General features: G+C 41.1%; 12 protein-coding genes. 4 read left to right on the plus strand and 8 right to left on the minus strand.

Annotated features, from left to right (window positions below; genetic code table 11):
* Positions 1-8: 8 nt before the first annotated feature.
* Positions 9-3443, minus strand: a complete 3435-nt coding sequence (locus AACZ88_RS12350; protein WP_339710621.1) for a TonB-dependent receptor — start codon at positions 3441-3443, stop codon at positions 9-11.
* An 81-nt stretch (positions 3444-3524) separates the two neighbouring features.
* A complete protein-coding gene (locus tag AACZ88_RS12355; RefSeq protein WP_339710624.1) occupies positions 3525-4676 on the minus strand; it encodes a FecR family protein in 1152 nt (383 codons plus the stop codon).
* Positions 4677-4783: 107 nt separating this feature from the next.
* Here AACZ88_RS12355 and AACZ88_RS12360 point away from each other — a divergent pair, with 107 nt between their 5' ends.
* The gene (locus AACZ88_RS12360) at positions 4784-5317 is read left to right on the plus strand and encodes an RNA polymerase sigma-70 factor (protein WP_339710625.1); all 534 of its coding nucleotides are present in this window, start codon (positions 4784-4786) and stop codon (positions 5315-5317) included.
* 111 nt (positions 5318-5428) lie between these two features.
* Here the strand turns inward: AACZ88_RS12360 and AACZ88_RS12365 are convergent, their stop codons facing one another.
* Entirely contained in the window at positions 5429-6925 is a 1497-nt protein-coding gene (locus tag AACZ88_RS12365; protein ID WP_339710627.1) for a DUF1501 domain-containing protein, read from the minus strand.
* 41 nt (positions 6926-6966) lie between these two features.
* Positions 6967-10149: a DUF1553 domain-containing protein gene (locus tag AACZ88_RS12370; RefSeq protein ID WP_339710630.1), complete on the minus strand. Its 3183-nt coding sequence runs from the start codon at positions 10147-10149 to the stop codon at positions 6967-6969.
* A 272-nt stretch (positions 10150-10421) separates the two neighbouring features.
* Here AACZ88_RS12370 and AACZ88_RS12375 point away from each other — a divergent pair, with 272 nt between their 5' ends.
* Complete coding sequence (locus AACZ88_RS12375; RefSeq protein WP_339710633.1) at positions 10422-11327, plus strand: alpha/beta hydrolase; 906 nt, start codon at positions 10422-10424, stop codon at positions 11325-11327.
* Between the two features lie 937 nt (positions 11328-12264).
* Here the strand turns inward: AACZ88_RS12375 and AACZ88_RS12380 are convergent.
* From AACZ88_RS12380 to AACZ88_RS12395, 4 genes are all read right to left on the minus strand, one after another.
* Positions 12265-12828, minus strand: a complete 564-nt coding sequence (locus tag AACZ88_RS12380) for a hypothetical protein (RefSeq protein ID WP_339710636.1) — start codon at positions 12826-12828, stop codon at positions 12265-12267.
* A gap of 79 nt (positions 12829-12907) precedes the next feature.
* The gene (locus AACZ88_RS12385; protein WP_339710639.1) at positions 12908-15943 is read right to left on the minus strand and encodes a PVC-type heme-binding CxxCH protein; all 3036 of its coding nucleotides are present in this window, start codon (positions 15941-15943) and stop codon (positions 12908-12910) included.
* A 115-nt stretch (positions 15944-16058) separates the two neighbouring features.
* A complete protein-coding gene (locus AACZ88_RS12390; protein ID WP_339710642.1) occupies positions 16059-17405 on the minus strand; it encodes a neutral/alkaline non-lysosomal ceramidase N-terminal domain-containing protein in 1347 nt (448 codons plus the stop codon).
* A gap of 12 nt (positions 17406-17417) precedes the next feature.
* On the minus strand, positions 17418-18791 hold the full coding sequence (locus AACZ88_RS12395) for a neutral/alkaline non-lysosomal ceramidase N-terminal domain-containing protein (RefSeq protein WP_339710644.1): 1374 nt from the start codon (positions 18789-18791) through the stop codon (positions 17418-17420).
* Positions 18792-19484: 693 nt separating this feature from the next.
* Between AACZ88_RS12395 and AACZ88_RS12400 the strand changes: the two genes are divergently transcribed.
* The gene (locus AACZ88_RS12400) at positions 19485-20579 is read left to right on the plus strand and encodes a type I phosphomannose isomerase catalytic subunit (protein ID WP_339710647.1); all 1095 of its coding nucleotides are present in this window, start codon (positions 19485-19487) and stop codon (positions 20577-20579) included.
* A 13-nt stretch (positions 20580-20592) separates the two neighbouring features.
* Entirely contained in the window at positions 20593-21819 is a 1227-nt protein-coding gene (locus AACZ88_RS12405) for an alginate lyase family protein (protein ID WP_339710650.1), read from the plus strand.
* Positions 21820-22050 lie beyond the last annotated feature (231 nt).

Here is a 22050-nt window from a genome sequence, read left to right on the forward strand (position 1 = left end):
TTTAGGTATTAGAAACTTACTTTTAATCCCATTGTATATGTCGTTGGAACGGGTTGTGCATTGTCATTTGGTCTAATTCCAGCCTCGGGATCACCACCGCCAAACCAATTGGTAAATGTAAATTGGTTATTTATGCTGGTATAAAGCTCCAATGAATTTAATCCGATTCGGCTTAAAGTTTCCTCTGGGAATTTATAGGACAAATTAATGTCTTGTATCCTTACAAATCCTCTAGACTGTAACCCTAAGTAGCGGTTGCTGTATGCATTGGCCCGCAAATATTCTTCGCTTTGGTTTTCAGGTGTCCACCAGTCGTGGTCTATTTCATTAGTGGCATATCGGTCTTGGAACGAATTATGTAAGGGGTTTTCTTTCAGGTAAAAATTGTCTTTTCCACCACCAAAAATTCCGGACACCAATACATATAGGCTAAAGTTCTTATACTCCACCGTATTGGAAAGGCTCATTCTGAAATTCTCGTTTCGGCTACCGAGGATGGTTCGGTCATAATCGGCTGAGATGATACCATCGGGCACACCATCGGGACCACTTATATCCCGAAACATGGCGTCACCGGGTTCGGCGCCTACATTGGCAATATATTCCGTGTCATCTTCTTGAACCACACCTATATAGTCATATCCGTAGATGGTTTCTATTGGTTCACCGATAAAAAGGCTGTTGGAAATATCGTCATCTTCCTTCCCGTCACCATCGATATCATCACCATATAGGCTGACAATTTTATTTCGGTTTTGCCAATACGAAAGTCCAGATGACCACTTTAGGTTTTCGTTAGAAATATTGACCGTGTTCAAACTTATTTCTATACCCTTGTTGTCTACTTGGCCCAAACTTGAAAATATCGAACTAAAACCTGTCATGATAGGTATCTGACGCGAAAAAATTTGGTCGGACGTTTTTGAGAAATAGAAATCTAGGTCGAGAAACACTCGGTTATCGAACCATATGGATTGAAATCCACCGTTGAATGCGGTAGTTGTTTCCCAACCGAGACTAGGACTTCCTAAACTGGTCTGGTCAACCCCGTACAATATTGTTGACGGGGCATCACCAAACTCATAACGAATGCCTCCGTCGCTTCCACTGGCTACCCTTGCCAATGTTTGATATGGCTCGAGCCCCTGATTTCCGTTTTTACCATAGGAAGCTTTTAGTTTCAGATAGTTCATTTTTTCGAAGCCGCTTATAAAACTCTCTTCAGACGCGGTCCATGCAAGCCCGACCGATTGGAAATCACCCCACTTCTGATCTTCTCCAAAAACGGAAGCTCCGTCTCTACGCATGGTTCCCGTTAAATGGTATTTGTCTTTATAGGTATAACCAAGGCGGCCCACATAACCAACATTTGCTCTTTCAATTACATTTAGATTCGATCTTTGAACTGCAGCTTTATGAATTCCGTCAACACCGAGCAAGGTATTTCCGTTTGAGGAATAGTCACTGCCAGTCGTACTTACCAGTTTCTCATAAGAATAGTCACGTGTCGCCACCAAAGTCGCATCTAGATAGTGGTCGCCAAATAACTTCTTATAGTTTATAATATTATCCATGACATAGGCATAACTGGTCGTTCGATTGTTATACCCATTTGCCTGTGATAACAAATTTGACAATACCCCTTCGGAATAGCGGTTTATATACGGTGTGGAAGTTGCTTCTTGAACATAATAATCCTCATATACAAATCGATCGTTTTCATTATGATTGCCATTGATGGAAAAATTAAATCGATACGTCAAGCCATCTATTTTCGGAATCTTAATAAACGCATAGGTACTCAGTCTATAAAAATTCCGTTGATCAATATCTTCGATTGTGCCATCAGTTCCCCATAAAGGATTCGGTATCGATTGTCCGGTGGGGTATCTTTCCAACAATGTGCTCGTGTTTGCTCCCGGATTAACCGGCATACCTTCATAGCGGTAAGGATATCCCCATGGTTGCTGCATATAAGCGTTATTACCCAAAGCTGCCCTAACCCCTGAATAATCATTGTTATTGTACGTTCCGTCAATTCCTACCGTTAACCAATCGGTAATATCGGCATCTAACTTTGTTCGTATGGAAACCCGCTGAAAATCATCACCGACAACAACACCCTCATTACTGGTGTAGCCTCCTGAAAAATAGTAGTTTATTCGATTTGATCTTCCTGAAACGGCAATCTGATGATTTTGATTCAAACCATGTCGTGAAATAAGGTCCATCCATCTAGTATCCACCTCCTTCTGCTCCCATAACGTGGTCGCATAGGCCGCATCAAAGATAATTTCTTCCGGGGAATCAATAGATACGGTTTGTGCTATATATTTCTGTGTCCATCGCTCTCGATCCATCATGTCAAACTTATTTTGCCAGGTATTTACGCCAACCGAGGTAGTATAGGTGATTAGCGGTTTATCCGATTTTCCCCTTTTGGTCGTAATGACCACTACCCCGTTCGCAGCTCGCGAACCATATACGGCTGCTGCAGAAGCATCCTTTAAAACATCAATCGTTGAAATATCATCCGTATTGATATCGGTCATGCTTCCCAGATAAATAACACCATCTAAAACAATTAACGGATCGTTTGATCCATTGATTGAATTCCGCCCACGCACCATAATACTGGGTGTTGTTCCTGGTGAATTTTGCACCCCAACATTAACACCTGAAACGTTTCCCCTTAAGGCCTGAAGGGCGTTTGTATTTGGTGAAAGTGCAATCGGAGAATCTTCTAGCCTAACTGTACTGACAGCTCCAGAAATATCCTTCCTCCTGGCGGTACCATACCCCACAACAACAACTTCATCCAATTTAGCAGAATCTTCCTGTAGCACAATTTGCAATTGATCCTGTCCATCAGTAGAGACATCCAAGGTGGTAAACCCGAGGTAAGAGACCTCTAAAATAGCATTGTCATTTTCCAAGGCTATGGAAAAATTTCCGTCAAAATCGGCAGTCACCCCGTTGGTTGTGCCTTTTTCTACAATATTTGCACCTGATAAGGGCGTACCATTTTCGTCAGTAACCGTACCCTGAACTTCCATCTGTACCGGTATATAGGAACTGGTTTTCTTGAGGGTCAGTACAATTTGATTATCATTTATTTTAAAATCAAAATTTGCCTTTAACGCCAATTTGCTTAAAACCTCCCTTACGTTTTCTTCATCTACATTCACGGAGATTTTTTGATTATCGTCTATTTCCTTAACATTATAAAAGAATCGATAGCCCGTTTGTGACTTGATTTCGTTTAGAATACGTTTTAGCGGAACATTGGTATAGTTAAGCTCTATTTTCTTTTGTGACATTACCGTATTGGCCGATAACTGAAACATTACCAAGAAGGCAACAAGAAAACAATATTTAACTTTACTTTTAAATTTTTTGCCATTCATCATTTTGAAGGCATCGTCTTCATCATTTTTTTTCATAATTTTCTTTGAGTAGTTAGTAATTATTGCTTTAAGTGGTCAATTAAGTAGGAAAGCGGTTTTCGACACTTGCTTTTCTTTTTAATTCATTATTGTAATTATGTTTTGGTTGATTTTATAGGTAAAAGGAGTGCTCATGGCAATTGTCTTAAGAACTGATGCAATATCCTCGTCAACAAATTCTCCTTTGTAGAATTCATCATGTAAGTTTTCAGTATTATCAACAAATTTTACAGCGTATCTGCGTTCAAGTTTTACTAATATTTCCGAAAACTTTAGGTTATCGATGATCAAACGGTTTTGCATCCAAGCCGTATGAGCCTCAATATCTACTTTAGCCTTTTTGAAGTTGTTCCCGAACTTGTTGTAATTGGCCTGAAAACTTGGTATCAATCGCATGCTGTTATCGGGTGTTCTCGTTTCATAGACATTGACAGCCCCCTCGACTAAAGTTGTAGCTATATAGTCATCATTCTCGTAAGACGTTATATTAAATTTCGTGCCAAGCACTTTTACATCGATTTCCTGCGTATTCACGATGAACGGTTTATCTTTGTTTTTGGCAACATCAAAAAAAGCTTCTCCTTCCAAATAAACGGTTCGCTTTTTATCAGTATTTTCAAAGCTTTGCGGAAAACGAAGTTTTGATCCCGCATTGAGCCATACCAGCGAACCATCTGAAAGCCTTAATTTGAAAATTTCACCATGTGGAATAAAAATCTCATTGTATATCGGGCTGCTGTTCGTAGATTCCATCTCAGTGTCGAAAGCGATAGAATTTTTCTCTTTATTTGCAACGATATTTCCATAGGCATCGGTTACCGTTTCATTACTCTCCGAATTTAAAATCTTGGTAGTTCCATCGGCCAACTTGATTACCACATCATCACCAATAAGTATTTTTTCTTCATTTTCAACAACCTTTATTTGGGTTTTGGGAGCAGGAAAAAGTTGTTGTTTTGTTAAAACACCGATACTCAGTAATATTGCCAGGACTGCCGCATACCTAAGCACTTTGTGAAACCGATTCGGTGCTTTCTTTTTTGACTTTAGAGTTTCTGAAAATCTTAGGAACCCTAGTTCAGCGTCAAAATCGGTCGATGTTTTTCCACTTGATTCTTTGACGCGGTTTTTAAAAAAAGACATATTAGCCTCACTTTCTAACACCCATTGCTCCAAAGTTTTTCTTTCTTCAGGTGAAATCGTGCAACTAATAAATTTATCTATCAGCAAATGGCATTTATGCATTTGGCATTTCCTTTATCTTATAGATGCGACAATCACAAAAAACCCCTATGTTTTTTTATTTTTTATTAGATTTGGCCAATAATCGATTCAATATGAACGACAAAAAATTGATCGGAAGGCTCCGAAAAGGCAACCCGAAAGCCTATCAATATGTATTCTCGGAATACTACGATTGGCTTTGTAATTACATTTTCAATCTATGTAGAGATCGCTCATTAGCAGAAGATATTGTACAAGATGCCATTATTCGTCTGTGGGAAAAAAGGAATGCCATAATTATTACCTCATCACTTAAAAATTATCTTTTCAAGACTTGCCATAATCAATTTTTACAGCATATTCGAAGCGAAAAAATTCAATTTGATACTTTAGATAACATAAGATGGGACGTTATCTCAGAAGCTACTTTAGAAGATGATCTCTATGACTTTAGAATGGAAAAGTTAAATACCCTAATCAATCAATTACCCCCTCGCTGCAAGCAAATATTTGTTCAAAATAAATTAGAAAAAAAGAAGTATAAAGAAATCGCCTTGGACATGGGAATATCGATAAAAACGGTCGAAAATCAAATGTCAAAGGCCCTTCATTTTTTAAGGGTAAACGCTACCACCTTCATGCTATGAAATTTATGTGAAAAAGTATTAAAATTCGAGCTTTTTCAAAACTTGAAATCCAAGGAACTAAGCCCCGTGGTATTCCTTGTAATGATGTTAGAGCCTTACCATTTTTTTATATCAGCTCAATATATCCTTTACCACTTCGCCGTGCACATCGGTAAGTCTAAAGCGTCGACCTTGATGTTTGTATGTCAGTTTTTTATGATCAAGGCCTAACAAATGTAACAATGTGGCTTGAAAATCATGAACGTGAACGGGTGCCTCTATTATATTGTACCCAAACTCATCCGTTTTTCCATAACTAAAACCTTTTTTTACTCCCGCACCAGCCATCCACATTGTAAAGCAGCGTGGATGGTGGTCTCTACCATAATTTCCTTTCTCTAAAACGCCCTGCGAGTAGTTTGTTCTACCAAATTCCCCACCCCAAATGACCAAGGTGTCTTCGAGCAAACCGCGCTGTTTTAAATCTAGTACCAAGGCTGCCGATGCTCGATCCGTATCTCGGCACTGGTTGGTAAGGTTTCTGGGCAGATTATAATGTTGATCCCACCCTCTGTGGTATAGCTGAACAAAATTTACATCTCTTTCAATCAGTCGTCTTGCCAACAGGCAGTTGGCGGCATAAGTGCCCGGAACCTTTGATTCCGGACCGTAAAGGTCGTATGTGGACTTCGTTTCCCCTGTAACATCCATCATTTCAGGAACGGATGACTGCATGCGATAGGCCATTTCATATTGGGCAATACGGGTTTGAATTTCTGGATCTTGTTCAACCTCGAACTGGCGGGCTTCAATTTTACCAAAATAATCCAACATTTTTCTTCTCGTCTGTGCATCTATTCCCGGGGCATTGGAAAGGTAGAGTACCGGATCCTTACCTGAACGAAACTGAACCCCTTGATGAAGCGAAGGTAAAAACCCGCTTCCCCATAATCGAGCAGATAAGGGTTGTGCATTTGTTTTCCCGGTTCCATTGGACAGTAAGACGCAAAACTCCGGTAAATTCTTGTTTTCACTTCCCAACCCATAACTCAACCATGAGCCTATGCAGGGTCTACCATGTTGCTGGGAACCCGTCTGAAAAAAAGTTAAGGCGGGATCATGATTTATAGCCTCGGTATGCATTGATTTGATAACGCAAATCTCATCTGCGATAGCCGCTGTGTGCGGGAGGAGCTCACTGACCCAAATTCCTGATTTCCCGTATTGCTTAAAATCAAATTGGGCTCCTGCAAGTGGAAAGGATTTTTGTCCGGCCGTCATACCTGTTACCCGCTGTCCCTTCCTTATCGAGTCAGGCAATTCACTACCATCCATTTTCTGAAGTAATGGCTTGTGATCGAACAAATCATGCTGAGAGGGCCCGCCACTTTGAAATAAATAAATAACTCTTTTCGCCTTGGGTGCAAAGTGCCTTATACTTTCAGGAATTGACTGCTGAGAAGCTTCCCTACCCAAACCTGCAAAAGCATGTAATGGCTCGGTCATCGAGGCCAGGGCCAACCCACCTATCCCGATTCCCGCCTTGGATAGAAAATTACGTCTGTTCATCTGTAACTTATGGTTCACCAAGGGGTGGGCGTGTATTTTATCGAGATCGGAAAAATTCATTTTTACCAAATTATCGTTTATATATTTAAAAAAACTACCTACTAGCGCTTCATAATGGTCTCATCTAAACTGAGCAGGGTATTGTTCACCACGGTCATTGCAGCAACTTCTAGAGAAGGTAATGATGAATCTAATGGGTATTCCCCTACGGATAGCAAATCCTTCACAAAATCACCATTAGTTGCGAATTTTTCTCGGGTTTCTTGTTCTAGTTGAACCAAAAGATCCAATACCTCATCGTTCGGCTTCGTACCTGTAAGCAATCGGTGGGCATGGACAATTTGATTTCTTTTGGTGCTATTTTCCCGTATTACACGTTCCGACAATACCCTAGCGGCTTCTACATATTGAGGATCGTTCATCAGTACCAGGGCCTGCAAAGGTGTATTGGTCTGTTGACGTATTACCGTACAATTATCTCTGTTGGGAGCATCGAACAATGACATCGAAGGCAGAGGGGAAGTTCGCCTCCAGAAAGTGTAAAGTCCTCTTCTATATAGTTTTTCCCCATGGTCTTGGTCATAATTTTTTAAGACACTAAACTCACCCTTTTCAGACCAAAGCCCCGCAGGTTGATAGGGCTTAACACTAGCTCCGCCTATGTCGAAATTCAGCAGCCCACTAGCGGAAAGGGCGCAATCTCGTATAAACTCAGCTTCTAGCCTAGTACTTGGACCCCGCCCCAACAGCGTATTTGAAGGATCATTTTTTCTTGTCTCTTCAGAAACACGTGATGATTGCCTATAGGTTGCCGACATAACAATCAATTTCTGAAATGCCTTGATATCCCAACCAGAGTTCATGAATTCCAATGCCAGCCAATCCAAAAGTTCGGGATGCGATGGTAATGATCCCTGATTTCCAAAATCTTCAACGGTCTTTACGATGCCTTGACCAAAATACATTTTCCAAAACCTATTTACGATTACTCTTGCCGTTAAAGGATTTTTTTTATCCACTAGCCACTGTGTAAGTCCCAGCCTATTTTTGGGAAGGCTGTCTGCAAAATTCATAAGGGCCTTGGGCGTATTCGGATACACCCGCTTTCCTATATCTTCATATCCCCCTCTTTCAAGAATATATGTCGACCTGGGTTCGGGCAAGTCTTCCATCACCATTACCCCCATAAGTGTATCTTGCATTGCATTCCTTAGCTTGCCTAATTGATTCATCTTCTCCTGTACGGCCATTACATCCCTGTCATTATTCAACAAGTAATGGGTCTTCAAAGCTTTATCAGATACAGCTAGCGGTTTCGAGGATGCCTCACTGTAAAGAACATTTACCTCGGCCGCACTCAGTTCTTTGGCAAACACTTTTAGGTCATCAACACTTCCCCCACCATTCACCTCGGTTAAGTAACCGGGTCTGCCGCCAATGCTTAGTCGCTTTTGACCATTGCTGATATTTTGGTTCAAGCGATCCAGTCCGATATTTTTTTCTTCAAGCTTTCCGTTGACATAAACTTGCACTCCCTTTGCTCTGCTTGATCCATCATAGGTGAATACATAATGTATCCATTCGTTTCGTATTATCGGTTTTGGCGCCCTCACGGAAATAAGGTGGGCAGGCCAAGACCTCACCAACCGAAACGTGAGCAAATCGTCAATAACGGATATATCATACCCTTTGAAACTTGTTCCACCGCCGCTCAAATGATTGAGTACCGTCGTATGCTTCCCTTCGTGACCTGATTTGAACCAGAACGAAAATGAAAACCGATCGGCCCTGTCAAAATCAATAGATTTGCTCTGAATATGTACGCCATCAAAACCAGTAAACTTGACCGCATTACCTCGATTACGGACTTCTGTCGTAACATCCTTATCGGAGTTTATATCGATTTTTGTATTCGCCCTATTGACAAAATGTGATGTATCGGCATCAAAATCAATATCGATGACTGGAGCCAGATTGATTTTATTGGACCATTTTTCAGCGGTAAAAGGTTTCTCCAACAAGATATTCAAGGTGTCTTCAAGAGAGGCAATACGGTTTTCAATATGTTCAATTTCCTTTTCCACCGCTGGTGGCCCAACAAGTAGTTGTGGCCCCGAATTACCATCGTTCTGTGCAATACCTGATTCGTTGGCACTATTGAAGAATGCGAACATCTCGAAATACTCTTCTTGCGAAATAGGGTCATATTTATGGTCGTGGCACCGAGCACATTGCATTGTCATACCCATCAAAGAAGTTGCTACTGTTTCTGTCCTATCCATAGCATATTCTACCCTGTATTCTTCATCCACAATACCTCCTTCACCGTTGAGTCTGTTATTTCTCAGAAAGCCTGTTGCCAATCTTTGTTCCGATGTAGCGTTAGGCAGCTTGTCTCCGGCTACTTGCCAAGTTATGAATTGATCATAAGGCATATTGGTGTTGAAGGCACTGATCAACCAATCGCGCCAGGGCCACATGGTGCGCAGTCCGTCTTGGGAATACCCATTGGAGTCCGCATAACGGGCTACATCCAACCATTCTAGGGCCATTCGCTCACCATAGTGAGGGGAGCTTAATAACCGATCAACCACTTTTTCAAATGCATTGGGCGTTTTGTCGGCTATAAATGCATCAATTTCAGCGATAGTCGGCGGTAGACCTGTCAAATCTAGCGTAACTCTCCGTAGCAAAGTTTCTTTTGAGGCTGGAAGGTTCGGCTCTAAACCCAAATTTTCCAGCTTTTGAAGGGTAAATTTATCAATAGGATTTTGAACCCATTCGCTATTTTCAACTTTGGGCAGTGGCGGCTCCTTAGGGGAAATAAATGCCCAATGTGGTTTATATTCCGCCCCTTGTTCGATCCATTTGGCAATCATGGCCACCTCTAGATCAGTAAGAACCAAGCCTGACTGCGGTGGTGGCATTTTCTGTTCTTCATCAGTGGAAGTAATTCGAGAAAAAGCTTTACTCTTCCCAATATTTCCCGAAACAAATGCGTGGCCTCCAGATTTCAATGTTTTCTTTAGGGCACCTGCTTTCAAATCGAGTCTCAAATCTGCCTTTAGTGAATTTTGGTCAGGTCCATGACAAGAAAAACAACGGTCGGAGAGAACAGGCTTAATGTGAATATTGAAATCAACCGTATCAGGAACCATTGCCGACACCCTACCACCCAGCGTCGAAGATTTGTCGTTGGATTCTGTTCTATGGCAAGCACATGTAAAAACAATAAGAACAACGACTAGGGCGCTAATACATATTAAGCGGGCATACCGGGTCATAAAAATCATATTCAAAAAATAATTATAACTTCATATTAGTCTAAACTAAAATTATAAAATTCAATTTGTATAAATTCGGTCAGATGCTATATCATTATCCCTTTGTAGACCTATGTTTTCTTGGGCATTAGTAAATTTAGATTTTTTTTGTTCCTTGGGAAAGCCAATAATAAAAAAGATAGCCAACGATAAGCAATTATGTAAATTCTAGCCCGATAAAGAAGCCATTGCACATAATCTGGATGAAATACTAACTAATGAAATCAACCTCGATGAAACAAATAACTTTTTTATTACTTTTAACCCTTACTATGCAGTTGGGAGCACAACAGACCATAGACCTTTATACGACCTCCATTCCGAACAGCAAGCCTTCTTCCCTGAAAGAAAAACCAACTTTAAAAAATGGCCGTGTTACTTGGATCGAAAATGTTTCAAAACCAACATTAACTATATTTCTACCCAATGCAGAAGCAGCTACAGGAGCAGCTGTAATCATTTGTCCAGGAGGAGGGTATTCAGGAGAAAGCTATGAACTTGAAGGCATTGTTATTGCCGAAGCATTTGTACGCAAAGGGGTCGCAGCTTTTATATTAAAGTATCGCTTGCCCAATGATCTAATAATGAACGATAAAACAATCGGACCTTTACAAGATGCACAGCAAGCAATCAAAACCGTACGTGAACGGGCAAAAGAATGGCAATTGGATGCTGATAAAATAGGCATTATAGGATTTTCGGCTGGAGGCCATTTGGCGTCGACAGCTGGAACACATTTTGAAAAATCATACATTTCAAATGACGAAAACACAAGTTTGAAACCAAACTTTATGATTTTAGTATATCCTGTTATTAGTATGACCGATGCATTGACCCACAACGGGTCACGTGAAAAGTTATTGGGCAAGTCTGCCGTAGAAGAACAAATTAAGCTATTTTCCAATGAACTGCATGTTAAACCAAATACACCACCGACATGGTTGACCCATACAGGTGATGATAATGTAGTATCTGTTGAAAATAGTATACGTTTTTATCAAGAATTGGTTCGAAACAACGTATCTGCAGAAATGCATCTTTACCCAAAAGGTAATCATGGTTTTGTTTTGAGCTTACCTACCGACCAATGGATGCGCCCACTATTTGATTGGATGAATAAAAGTATTTTAGTTGATTGACAACAGTTAAATTCCAACACCGGCCTAAGATTTAGATGGAATTTAGTGCATTTAAAACCCAAAGGGATAACCTTTTTTCTCCTACAGATTTTACGCTTTCTAACTGAATTTAGCGTTTTTATAGACTCCATACCTATGGCCCTACTACTAAAGCATGAATAGACACTTGAATTTGTTGAACGGTCAAGATTATAACTTTCGAGATCCTGTCATCCCATTGTTTTTCCAACACTTCTCGATTTCCTCAAGACTCTTCCCTTTAGTCTCTGGCAAATATTCATAAAAGAACAGCGTTGCCAGTAAACACATACCGGCGAAGGTATAAAGCCCGGCGGACATCCCAATTTCACTGACATACGAATACTTGTCGGGAATATTTCGCCAATAAGCACCCAAATTTCCGCATTGATCGAGAAGGCAAGACAGGCCATATACACCCAGAGCATAATAATAATAATCCAAATACCAAAGGTTTGTCCGGTATAGAAAAGGGTCACAATAATCGTCAAAGAGACAAAAACCCAACCATGCCCCAAACAAGCAAGTCAAGACATCTCCAAACTACCTGTTTAAACTCAATTGCCGCCGATGATATACAGAAAGAACCTTGCTCAATTTCATAACTACCCTCGCAGTAAATTTCGAATCTATTTCATACTACATCGATTGGCCTACACATGCCCAACTCACCAAGTTGAGACGCCTTAAAACTATAAGCCATACTCCACCGCCCATCAAGTGGCCCAATCCTAAACTTTTTAGGAGGTATACATGTAACCCTGTTATCATTCCATGAAGGAAACAAACAAACATCCCTCGGAATGACAAAGTATAGTTTTGCACTGTCATCCATCGTCACGATTCGGTGGAAAATACTAGCGTAAACACCTTTAGATTTTCGCTCTCCATAGCCCAAAAGGTATTGTGTATCTGTTGATTACTTTATCGGTAAAGCTTTGGTCGCAGAGGGTACTAATTTCACTTCCCTTAAATCTAACAATGCTCCTTCCGAAAACGCAGAATCTGATTTAAAAGTCATCATCTGCTTACCTTTAGATAAACGGATGCTTCCAATTTTTGCACTCTTAAAGGTTTCCCATGAACCGGTTTTACCTACCTTATTTTTCAGCTGCTTATCACGTGTTACCAGAACGAAAGGCTTCCCGGCCTCTTTGTTTGAAACAGACCATTCCAAAAAAACATCGTATTCCCCACTTTCTTTTATAAGCACATCCCATTCTACTCGATCTTTAGCTGTAAACCAACCAAAAGCTTTCCATTCGGGCATATATTTAATATCTGGTCCTATAGCCCTTCCTTTTTCTGCACTCAGCCGGAGTGAACCATCAGATTCGGGCCGGACCAGCAAATCATTTTGATCAAAGTTGACACTCATAGCCTGGAAAGAAATCAACAGAAAAAAAGCGGTCAGCAAAACACTAAAGCAACAGGAATTTTTGGGCTTTTTTAAAGAATTGTTCAGACCAGTTTCTACTTTCATGATTTTGATTTTAATGAAATTCATAATCTTCAATATACTATTTTTAGAGCTCTACAATTACTTTATGCCGATGTACTATTTATTTTACTTGTTTAATGTAGGCCAAAAGATTTGCCATTTGTTCTTGATCAATACTATTTTCCAATCCGATCGGCATGGCCGACATGCCTAGCGATTGCAAGGAGGCAATGTCTTCACGGGAAATCGTTGTTTCTTGCCCACCGGTTTTGCGAAGTGTAATAGCGGTAGGAGTTTCAGCCGAAACAATTCCCTGTATCGATTCAGCGTCATTGAGCGTCACCGTCCATAAATCAAACCCATCAGCAATCGATTGGCCCGGATCTAAAATATCATTAAGTATGGATGCCGGTAGCCGATTTCTTATGGTGGCAAGGTCAGGGCCATAATTGGTTCCTAGTGCACCTCCAATTTGATGGCAGATAGCACAATTCTGCTGAAAGACCTGCTTTCCTTCTTCGACCGATCCAGTAAACTCTAGGGATGCCGCATACTGCTTTACGATTTTCTGCCTCTGATTGTCTCCGTCCTCGGAAAACAGGCGCCGCGCAAGGTCTTTATGTGCTTGATCTCGGCTCGTCATAAGACTTACGGCCAGTGCCCGATCAATATTAGTTTTCTGTATTTGTCCTGTTTGGATAGCGTCTAAGAGCAATCCAATTCTATTTGAGTCGTTCAAGAATGTGCGTAGGGCGGTGCTACGAACATCGGGCGTCATTACCTGCCAATGTTCCAAGACATAGTGGCTAACGGTTTGGTCGGGTATGGCGCTTAGTGTTTGTAATGCCGCAAGTTGAACAGACAATGGTTCATCTGGAACAATTAATTCTTTCAACAATTTTATATCTTCCCCAGGATTTCCAAGTGCAAGAAATTTTAGGGCCTCGCCCCTACGTTCTGCTTTTAATTTATGGTTTTGCGCTATTTTTTTTGCCCGCACCATGGCCGTTTTAGTTTCTCTCCCCTCTGGCAAGCCAATTTCCTGTAACAGCTGTAGCGAGGCATTTCTAATGGCTGTCGATGGGTGTTGAAAAAAGGCCTTCAACAATGCATTTTGTTCCGATATATACTCGGTAGTCGACATTTCCCTGCTTTTCATTCCCTCAACAAGACCTTTTAATAACGGGGTCTGCCAAGCATATGCTTCTTTTGAACCAATGTTGGTAGCTCTTTTCAAGAGTTGCTTTACCTCCGAAGCCTGTCCGTTCTTACCTATCATAGCACTCAAACGTTGCACAAGCGAAGCATATGCCGGGATATCTTCTTGAAATTGATCGAGAACTGCTTCCAACAAATTATTCTCCCGCAGGGAAGTCGCAGAAAGTGCGGCAAGTTGAACCCACTCATCTCGAACATCCTTAAATAACATTTTTTCTCTCGCCGCTGCAACCGATGGAGTATCAACAAACCCCAATGTAAGCAACAATTGATACCTCACTTTGATATTCTCATCGTTCTCTAAACCTAATAAAGCATCGGTCAGCGAAGCATCATCAAGATGCAATTCGGCCAACCGAATAGCATTTTCCCGAATTCCAGGAACTTCATCCGTTAGCGCCTGTTTTATCATTTCAATTGAAAGTTGCCCTAGCCCCTGTAAAGTCCATAAAGCATGCAGACGACCTAAAGGACGTTCCATATTTATGGCCATTTGCTTTAATAAGGGAAAAGCATCTTTGTCTTTTCGGTCTACTAAAAGACGCTGTGCATTTCGACGCCTCCAACTATTCGGACTAGCCAATGCATCTACAAGTTGCTCGATAGAAGCATTTCCCAAAAGTAAATTTTCAGGTTGATCAACTGGTTTTGCCCCCGTGGGAGTAATGCGATAAATACGACCCTTTTCAATTCCGTCATAAAGCTCTCCCGATTGCACCACCGCTTCTGCCATCCATTCAGGATGCTCAATGAATTTCCTGTAATAATCAAGCACATAAAGTGCGCCATCTGGACCGGTATAGATGTTGACAGGGCGGAACCAAGAATCGGTGGAGGCTAAAAATTCCTTTTGTTGATAAATTCGAGATGCAGTATAGCTAACCCCATCTTCAGACAACTTATCGACATGAACAAGATTGCTTACCGGCTCAGCGACAAATGTCGCGTTGTTGAACGCTGTTGGAAACAGCTCACCTTGGTATATTTCAAGACCCGTAGCAGAAGTAAAAACTCCAACGGAAGTCAGCAATTGATGTTGTGGATTTTTGGTAATAGGAAATACATCGGCAGGTTGACCGTGATCGGAAAGGGTTTTGGTAACTTTGGTCACAAGAAGATCAGGGTTACGGTTCAAGTACCGTGCGGCTATCAATTCTTGATAGATGTGATTCGAATTGTTTAGCAAAAGATGATGGCCCCAGGCGTCAAACGTATGACCGAATTGCGTGGCGGCAGCAGTCATTTCCAATGCTCGTGCATCAGGTCTAAAACGTACGTTTCGTCCGTTGGCATTTTTGGGTAGACGCGAACCTTTCGATTGTTCAGGGTAGAAAATATCTTCCCCTTCATCACCGAACTCCTCTTTGTAGGATTGCGTAGCAACAGAGGCTTCATGGGCCAAGTAAATCCAATTATCGAGCCCATATAACGGATTATTGAGGTTGTGTTGCGGATTTGACAAAGCAAAACCGGTCAGTAGAGTATCTCTGATATCAGCTTTGCCGTCATCGTTGGTGTCTTCTAGGTAAAGTACATTTGGCGCATCGGTTACGAGGACCCCTTTTTTCCAACGCATGATACCAGTGGGAAGCATCAGCCCATCAACAAAGACAGTGCTATTATCGATTTTTCCATCACCATTCTCGTCAGTCAATAGCTTGATCTTACCTGTACCACCCTTGTCCAATGGGTAACCATGCATTTCTACCACATACATCAGCCCGTTTTCATCTATAATCATATCTACAGGATCTGAAATCAACGGTTCCGACACGACCAATTCAATCTCAAAACCTGGCACCAGCTCTAATGTTGAGAGTGCCTTCTCGGCCGATTCACTATAGGGTAAATTAGGACCATTATAGCAGCTTGCTACGATTGCCGGTAAAGTATATAACAAAACACGAAAACAATACATACGTGCACCTCGTAAACTCATATTTATTTTTTATTTTAATTTAATTTCAGCGTTTCTCTATACTTAACCAACCCTAAAAAGGCTTTAGCAATCTTGAGAACATTTTTAATAGACGACTATTCGCATGTAAAATCAATTAATAGCCTTTTCCCGCTTCTCCTTCCAAATACCCTAAAACTGCCTCCGTAAGATTCTTGGCGGCAATAGGTGTAAAGGGACAAACAGTTTCAACTTCGTAGCCTCCATGCTCCCAAGCGGAGGCTGTTGGTAAATAGCCAAGCCAACCGTTGGTGTACCCAAAATAAAACGTAAACGGAAAAGGGGAACGATTGCGTATTTCGGTTGAAATTTCATTGAATAGTTCCAGCGGGGCACTCCATATAGCCACATCATCGTTGATTTTTAAAAAACGAACTGGAAGCCGTACCATTTTCTTTCCATTAGTGGTAGTTCGGGTATAGTTCACTAAATCCGATGGCCATCCAAGACCAATTTTCCTTGGGGTTTCAACGACTGTAGCCCCAGAATTTAACCTCACCACATTGGTTGTAGACAAAATGTTTTGGTTCGCTTCCAGAATTTTATCACCCAAGAGTACTCGAAATTGTTTTAAATGACCCGATTCAGGAGTTGGATAGGTGCTGTATATGGGTGCTATATTGCCTGCGGCACCGTTAATAAACAACACCGGTGCCCCAATTTTTTTTTCGACATATTCTGAGACAATTCCCGGGGCATCACCACTAATCTTCAAGTTTTCCCCTCCTAAAACAGTTCCGTGAATAGCATAGTTCGAAATCAGCGCTAACGTACCGCCATCTTCCCTATCAAGACGTAGCAGACCAATACGACGATCAACAGCTCCATCGGGGTTCATACCAAGAGAAGCTTTACCGTCAACATTAATAGCCCGACGATTGATATTAGCCCGTGAAAAACCCCAGCCTACACCTAAACGTGCAGGTTCCAAGTTTTCGAGTGCCTGTGAAATTCCTTTTAAAAGCTTTTCCGCTACCTGTGTTGTATATGCAGAATTAGCCTCATGTTGATAGCGGTCACCCATAAAAACAGCTGGAAGACCAGGAGGACCCACTTCTGGAGCAGAATGTGTATGGGTAACTGTCCACCAAAAATTAAGCGGTCCAACTCCATATTTATTTTCAATTTTGGTTGCGATTCGATCATACTCGGCAGGCGAAAGAACGCATATATCCGATGACACTAAAACAAACTTATTTATACCATCATCCATAGCGACAATACGATGGTAAATGCTATCATGAATTCCCGATGATTTTCGCGGGCCATATCCTAGTAACCATTGAGGACTTTCCGGGGTAATATTCACTTTGGACACGGAGGCCAAAAAAATGGCAGATAGGCTTTTATCCTCCAACGACGACGAAGCACGAGGTTGTTGGGTAAAACCGACCTTGGCAATAAAGAAAAGAAAAGAAACAACAAATAATTTTTTGACCGCCATACAAATTTGAAGCTACTTATACGCTTTAGGTAAAATACTATAGATTCCCTCCATGATTATTTCTTCTACATCTTCTGTTAAACGAGCAGGTTTTTCGTATCCTATCATAGCCCCGTCCGCTTCGTAGCCGCCCTCGTTCAAAACTCTTAGGGAAGGAATATAACAAGGCATATCATTCGCATAGCTATTCATCCAAATTCGGTCAACTCCCAGCTCTTTTTTAAGCCGTAAGGAATAATCAACGACTACCTCTCCCGCAAGAAAAATCATTGCCAGATCTTTGCCGAAGTTCCATACCTGTATTGGATAGGAAATTCCCATAGGAATGGCCTCGCTTCGTGCCATCCGACTGAGCAACAACAGTGAATAATTGCTTGTTCTACCAATCTCTTTTGCATCTTCTGCCAATTTCTTCGGATCCGGAATATCTGCAAAAGTCAAATCGACAGACCTCATTTTCACCTTTGGGGCCTTACTTAATGGCTTCAGTAATTTGCCGGCTATTAGTCTATTTACTTCATCAGCAATTTCTTTTCCTTGGTTTTTGGCATTTTCCAAATCCATTTTAGGATTCTTCGAGTTCATACGTGGATCAGAATTTTGATCTGCACCACAACCAATGGAAACCATGGCAATTGCCCCAGGAAAATTCCCTTCAATCTGAAGCTGGGCCTCACCGGCCCAATCACCATGAACCACATTATTTTTTGGACCTAGGGTAACCGCATGGCAGGCGTAATTAAAGAGTACGGCGCGTACGGCTCCATTGGGATCACTTATTTTTAAAATGGGAAGAGAATGGTCTACAACGCCTTTAGGGTTTATTGAAGTTCTACGGTTTACAGCAAAGCCCACCGTTCCTTGCCCCCATGAAACATAGGCTGGTTTAATATGTTGAATGGCCATCAATGCAACTTTCTTCAACTTATCCGTTAAATCAATGGCATATACCGCTATTTCTGCTAGTTCGTCTGGGCCAAGGGGCTTGTTGAAATGGGAAACAATATTCCCAATTTGAGGTCCACTATGGGTGTGGGAAGCGCAAATGGTCAAATTTTCAGGATCAAGTGTTATTGCATTCCCTAATTCAAATCTCACCTTTTCAGTAATTTCACCGGGTATGCCTAATAAATCAACCGTAAGCAATATTGAAAACCCTTCTTTTTCGCTACCGAAGGCCATAGCCTTGGCCCATAATTTGTGATGAACTTTTTCGAAAGGAATGTCCCTCCCGGAATACCCTGCCAAGCGCACCGGTTTTTCTGGAGTTATATCGATTCGGGCGACCCCAACATCTATTAATTTATCCTTTAGGTCATAAGCAAAACTAATGGTAGTGTTAAATATCAAAAAAAATGAAAAAACTATCAAGTACCTATTTCCCATTGTAGTCGTTCAAAATCACTAATTTTTTTCATTGTTAAATCGCCTCGGTAGATTTAGTATTACATTATATTCGATATGGGCCGTTTAAAAATAGTATATTTTTTTTTAACAGTATCTAAGCTAAAATTATCTCTCTATTACATCGAATAATTCCTGAAATCCCTATTTTTCAAAATCAGTTCATTGTTAGATGTATAAAAACCTATTTCTTCCTTCAATATTTATTGGTACCAAAAGGTACAACATTCCGTGGGCCACTACTAGGTGGCAAATGCTATCCCAACAGGTTGAACAAAAGACAGCTTCATCTCCCCAGTACTTGCGATAATTTCTTCAGTTCAAAAATTGGTTTCGGCCATTTTGTTTCCTTAGATTATTAAAACCATTCGGGGAAGAATTTCAGCAGAATCAAAAACAAGTAAATGTATATGATGACCACCCCTATTTTTCTTTCATTTTAAAAATTTAGTTTATCCCGAATATTAATAGGTATCGAAAAATTAATAGATGACCAATATATTTCGTTTTCATGTATTGGCAGTGCAAATGTTCATTGGTGTTTCTTTATTCAGATGATATGGAATGGGCTAAAAGTAGATGGACTTTTTAAAATACGGTCCAATAGAACTTTTGTTTTCTATCTTTACTTTCTTTTAAAAAATCGTGGTGTTTTTAAACTAATACGCTAGAATAATGAGCAAGGACTTCGACAAGTATGCCTATATACCATTAAAGCAGCGTTCAAACAGAGTCTGGCGTACTTACGGTGGGGGTGCTTTAATTGATCAATGGAAAATGCATGCGCCTGGGCTTGATGGCAATATGCCGGAAGAATGGATCATGTCTACTGTTACGGCCAGAGGAAAAGGTCGGCCAAAAAACGAAGGACTCTCATTATTGGATACTCCCGATGGGGTGAAATCTTTGAAGGAATTGGTTGACTCCAATAAAGAACTTTATTTAGGAAAAAAATTAGCTGATAAATTCGGAACGACCGGGGTTTTAATTAAAATGCTAGATTCGAACGAACGCTTGACCATACAGGTACACCCCGATAAGGAATATGCAAGTACCATACTCAATTCGAATTTTGGTAAAACGGAATCTTGGTATGTATTGAACAATCGAGAAATCAATGGCAAAAAGAGTGTGGTCTACATGGGTTTTAGACCGGGTGTTACTCCAGAAATTTGGAGCAAACATTTTAAAAGTCAAGATATCGAAGGCATGCTGGGTTGTCTACATAAAATAGAAGTAAAGCCAGGCGATGCCTTTATGGTTTATGGTGGAGTACCGCATGCCATTGGTAGTGGTTGTTTTTTAATGGAAGTACAAGAGCCAACAGATTACACCATGAGAGTTGAAAAAGTTACCCCTAAAGGATTATCAATCTCAGATGAATTGATTCATCAAGGGGTTGGGGAAGAAAAAATGTTGGACTGCTTTCACTATGATTGTTGCTCATACGAAGAGGCCTTAAAACGTTGGAAAGTTGAACCGCAGCTTATCGATAGTTCGGCTTCCTATACCTTAAAATCGATTTTTAATGAAACTCATACCGATTGTTTCGGACTTAAGGAGCTTGATTTAAACGGGGAATATACCATCAATGCAAATGGAAGTTTCTATGTTGCGGTCATATATTCTGGCAAAGGTGTTATCGTCTGTAACGGGAAGACATTTGATTATAAGCAAGGAGATGAGATTTTCTTATCCGCCGCCATTAATGAGGTTACTTTTAAATCTGATGTTGCCACTAAAATATTGCTATGCTACCCACCTAGCTAATTGGAAACATGGCATGAAATATCTTCTGTTAATACTATTCGTTCCTAACCTTCTTTTCTCCTTTGATGATTCTGGGATAAATCTGAAAAAGGAAAAAAGCACCGTTCCAAAAGGATTTCTAGTCTCTGTCAAAGAATTATCCGATATTGGGCACAAAGCCCACGAGGGCATTGAGCCTTACCATACCAACGTTACCCTTTTCCTTGGCTTTATTGATAGTCTGATGCAGGCCTCATTGGCCTGGCCCCAACTATCTAGAGAAGTCATTATTACTGGGCGTAGTTCACAAGACCCGGTTCAACTGAGCTCAACAGGAGGCAAATTGGCCTATGGTACAGCTATCGCCTGGCATCTGACAGGTGACGACAAATATGCCGTCAAGGCCAAGGAACTCATCTTGAACCTTACCGAAACCTATGGATACCGCAATGAGGAACATAAAGATTTTCAATGGGGAGCACAAGGCATTCTTAATCTGGCACGAGGAGGAACACCCTATATATATGCTGCCGATCTTCTGGAAGGTTGGGAGGGCTGGACTGCCAAAAACAAGCTGAAATACCAAATTTGGTTGCGCGATATTATGTATCCTAAAGTAGCATGGGCCAGTAGAACCAGAAAAAATAATTGGGGCGTGGCGGGTTCATTTGCCGCGGCACTCCTTTCTTTTTATGTAATGGACCATCCCGACTGGCGGTTGGAGGAAGTAAGTCCTTTCCCAAAAAAACTATCTCCAAAAGAAGCCTTTGAATCGCATAACCGTTACCAAATCGGACGACTGAAAACATCGGCAGACTGGAAAATGGATGCAAAAGTAAGTCTATGGGGAATTTTACCCAATGGAGCGATTCCCGAAGAGATTCGCCGCGGGAAAGATTCAATAGACGGTGACTATCTACCTTCAGACGGTAGCGGCACCCATTATACCATGACCCATATCGAACACCTAACGGCACATGCAGAATTTTTAAATCGCCTTGGGGACAGTTCACTTTATGACCATGTGGAAACAGATGGCTCAGGATCCCTATTACAGGCTTATATATACGTTATAAACAACCCCACGAAATCTCACTGCTTTACGGGAACTAGAATAAACGCACTTTATATGGCCTATCGATACTATAAACATCCCGCCATGTTACGGTCATTAAAAGAATGTGGGCCCGGAAATATTTCAGGGCAGCGTCTTGCGCTATATGGTAGGTTGACCCACCCCCTTGACATTTCAATGAACTAATCAATAATCAGATTATCCTTTCAGTCTTGGTAAGGCGTAGCACCGCCTAATTTCCCAAAGTTTAAAAAAGGTGTTAGCCGCCTAGTAAACGAAACAAATTTCAATCTGGAAGATCATTGGTTTTTGTCTATGTTATTTCCGCGTACAGCTGGGCCATCATGCCCATGCCCATTTGAGCGATGACCCTATAGTCGCCCTGTTGCAACGCCACCCCGCCCCGGTTGTCCTGGG

Source organism: uncultured Kriegella sp. (assembly GCF_963975415.1).
Taxonomy (GTDB): Bacteria; Bacteroidota; Bacteroidia; order Flavobacteriales; family Flavobacteriaceae; genus Kriegella.